Source organism: Staphylococcus sp. B1(2026) (assembly GCF_058895785.1).
In genome coordinates this window covers 1-2,811 of the sequence record NZ_JBZXTS010000083.1, presented here as the reverse complement: position 1 = coordinate 2,811, position 2,811 = coordinate 1, and the positions used below count along the sequence as shown (strand labels likewise).

Annotated in this window: 3 protein-coding genes; all 3 read left to right on the top strand. The window is 27.7% G+C overall.

Going from position 1 to position 2,811, the window contains the following annotated elements; genetic code table 11:
• Positions 1–71 precede the first annotated feature (71 nt).
• A complete protein-coding gene (locus AC5EAH_RS07900; RefSeq protein WP_493494236.1) occupies positions 72–953 on the top strand; it encodes an ROK family protein in 882 nt (293 codons plus the stop codon).
• Between the two features lie 237 nt (positions 954–1,190).
• On the top strand, positions 1,191–1,964 hold the full coding sequence (locus AC5EAH_RS07895; RefSeq protein WP_493494235.1) for a phosphotransferase family protein: 774 nt from the start codon (positions 1,191–1,193) through the stop codon (positions 1,962–1,964).
• Positions 1,965–2,047: 83 nt separating this feature from the next.
• Complete coding sequence (gene trmB, locus AC5EAH_RS07890) at positions 2,048–2,686, top strand: tRNA (guanosine(46)-N7)-methyltransferase TrmB (RefSeq protein ID WP_493494234.1); 639 nt, start codon at positions 2,048–2,050, stop codon at positions 2,684–2,686.
• The last annotated feature ends 125 nt before the right edge of the window (positions 2,687–2,811 follow it).

Below are 2,811 nucleotides of genomic sequence, written 5' to 3'. Positions count from 1 at the left end.
CAATATTATTTGCAATTCATCATATCTAAAATCAAACTAAAAATAATAAATTGAATTTGGAGGATATATAAATGAAAATTATAGGAATTGATATTGGTGGTACAACAATTAAAACAGATATTTATGATGAGTATGGTAACAGTTTGAATCATTTTAAAGAAGTTGCAACAAGTATTAATTATGAACAACATAGTAATCAAATTTTAAATCAAGTTTGTGAAATAGTTGCTTATTATATAGAAAAATATCAAATTGATGGTATAGGTATTTCTAGTGCAGGTGTAATTGATAATAAAACAGGGGAAGTTGTTTATGCAGGATATACAATACCAGGTTATATAGGCACTAATTTTAAAACGACTTTATATAATAAATTCGGTTTATCTGTTGCAGTAGAAAACGATGTAAATTGTGCTGCTTTAGGGGAAATATGGTTAGGTGAACAAAAAAACATTGTGAGTGCAGTGATGATCACTGTCGGTACAGGTATAGGCGGTAGTATTATACTTAATAATCAAATCGTGAATGGATTTAATTTTACCGCAGGAGAAGTAGGCTATATGCCAATAGCAAATAGTGATTGGCAAAGTCAAGCTTCAACACAGGCTTTAATAAAGTTGTATCAGGAAAAAAGTTTGAAATCCAATCAGAATGGAAAACTCTTTTTTGAAAATTTAAAATCAGGTGAACAAATAGCACAAGATACATTAAATATTTTTATTCATCATTTATGTCAAGGCTTGTTATCTATTTCATATTTATTGAATCCAGAAATAATCATATTAGGTGGCGGTATTTTTGATAATAAAGATATCTTATTACCTAAGATCAATAAATATTTAAGTGATAAAGTAGTAAATAAAAGATTTTTACCTAAAAAGATTATTGCAGCTAAATTAGGGAATGAAGCTGGAAGAATTGGAGCAGTAAAAAACTTTTTAAATCATTATTAATGAATGTAGGTTCTTGTCGAATGTGACAAGGACCTATTGACTTTTTTTAGTAAAAATACTTTAAAATAATGTAAATAATTTCTCGAAATGAGATAAAAAAACAGGAAATATTTCTTATCAAAATAAGTAATAGAATAATAAAAAATTGCTTGAAATTATAGTTTAAACCAAGTAAAATTTAAAGGTAGTTATTCAAATACTAGTGAATTGATTAAAATAAAGAAAGAGGTGAGATGTGTGCACGAAAAATATTGTCAATTAAGCTTTGAAACAGAAAGCTCATATATAGGTGTTGATGAAACAGGACGAAAATATTTTTGCAAGAAAAATTCTTCGCCAATTATAGCTTTATTAGCTGCTGAGAAAATTGTACCCAAGTTAGCATGGGCTAAACGAATGGATACAGGTGAAGTAATGACAGCGCAACATTGGGAAAATGGCCGAACATTACACCCGAATGAAATGTTAAAAGAAAGTGTAGCACATCTATTAAAAAAATTACACACCTCAAAAATATTAATTGATACGATGCAACGTTTAAATGTTACAGCTTTTTCACCACAAATAGCATTAACTCAAATTAAAAATTCATTAGATGCGACTTCTCTTGAAAATCCTTTAATAAGAAAAGCATTAAGCTATTTAGAAAATCATTTTCCTACTGAACAAGTACAGTATTGCATTTGTCATGGGGATGTTAATCATAATAATTGGTTATTGTCTGATAATGATGAATTATATCTTGTTGATTGGGAAGAAACGATGTATGGTGATCCAGCTATTGATATCGGTTATATTTTATATACTTATGTACCAGAATCACAATGGTCATCATGGCTAAATCTTTATGGGATAGAAGAAACATCTGAATTACATCGTCGTATGAAATGGTATGTATTATTACAAGCTTTAACGTTAACCGAATGGTATAAATCACGTAAAAGATATAATGATATGAATGAATGGTTATATTTTATGAATGAAGTATTAAATAAAAATAAGTTTTTATGAGTATTGTTAAATAAAATTTTATTGGTGGATGGGACAGTATGACGTATCCCATCCTATTTTTATAGTAAGGAGACTGTACAATAATGAGAATGAGAAACAAACCATGGGCACAGCACTATTTAGAAGATAATCCACAAATAGTAATTTTGGATGGCAAACAACATCAAGGGCGTTGGCAACAGTTATTTGATAATAAACAACCAATACATATTGAAATAGGTACTGGAAAAGGTAGATTTATTACAGAAATGGCTAAAGCTAATCCACATATTAATTATATCGGTTTAGAGTTACAAAAAAATGTTATTGTTTCAGTATTAGAAAAAGCGTTAACAGATCATATTACTAATTTAAAATTAATTAATGACAATGCAAGCAGTTTAACAGAAATATTTGCAGAGAATGAGATTGATAGATTATATTTAAATTTTTCAGATCCATGGCCTAAAACAAAACATGCTAAAAGAAGATTAACTCATCCTAATTTTTTAACATTATATAAGACAATTTTATCGCCATTAGGTGAAATTCACTTTAAAACAGACAATCAAGGTTTATTTGAATATTCATTACACAGTTTATCTACTTATGGTATGGCATTGAAAAATATTAGCTTAGATTTACATAATGCTAATATGGAAGATAATATTATGACTGAATATGAACAAAAATTTTCAGCTAAAGGTTTTAGAATAAATCGTTTAGAAGCAACATTTAAATAAATAATGAATAGTAAATAATATTGCGACACTAATAATATATTAAGTTCGTGCATAAATATTTTAAAAGTAGTTTGATAGCCAAGATATTCTCTAGGTCGATTATTAAGCTCTTTTAAATTTTCAAT

Bases quoted from the DNA above. Each gene is read 5' to 3' on its own strand.
- trmB (WP_493494234.1), top strand. From the start codon at position 2,048: ATGAGAATGAGAAACAAACCATGGGCACAGCACTATTTAGAAGATAAT.
- AC5EAH_RS07900 (WP_493494236.1), top strand. From the start codon at position 72: ATGAAAATTATAGGAATTGATATTGGTGGTACAACAATTAAAACAGAT.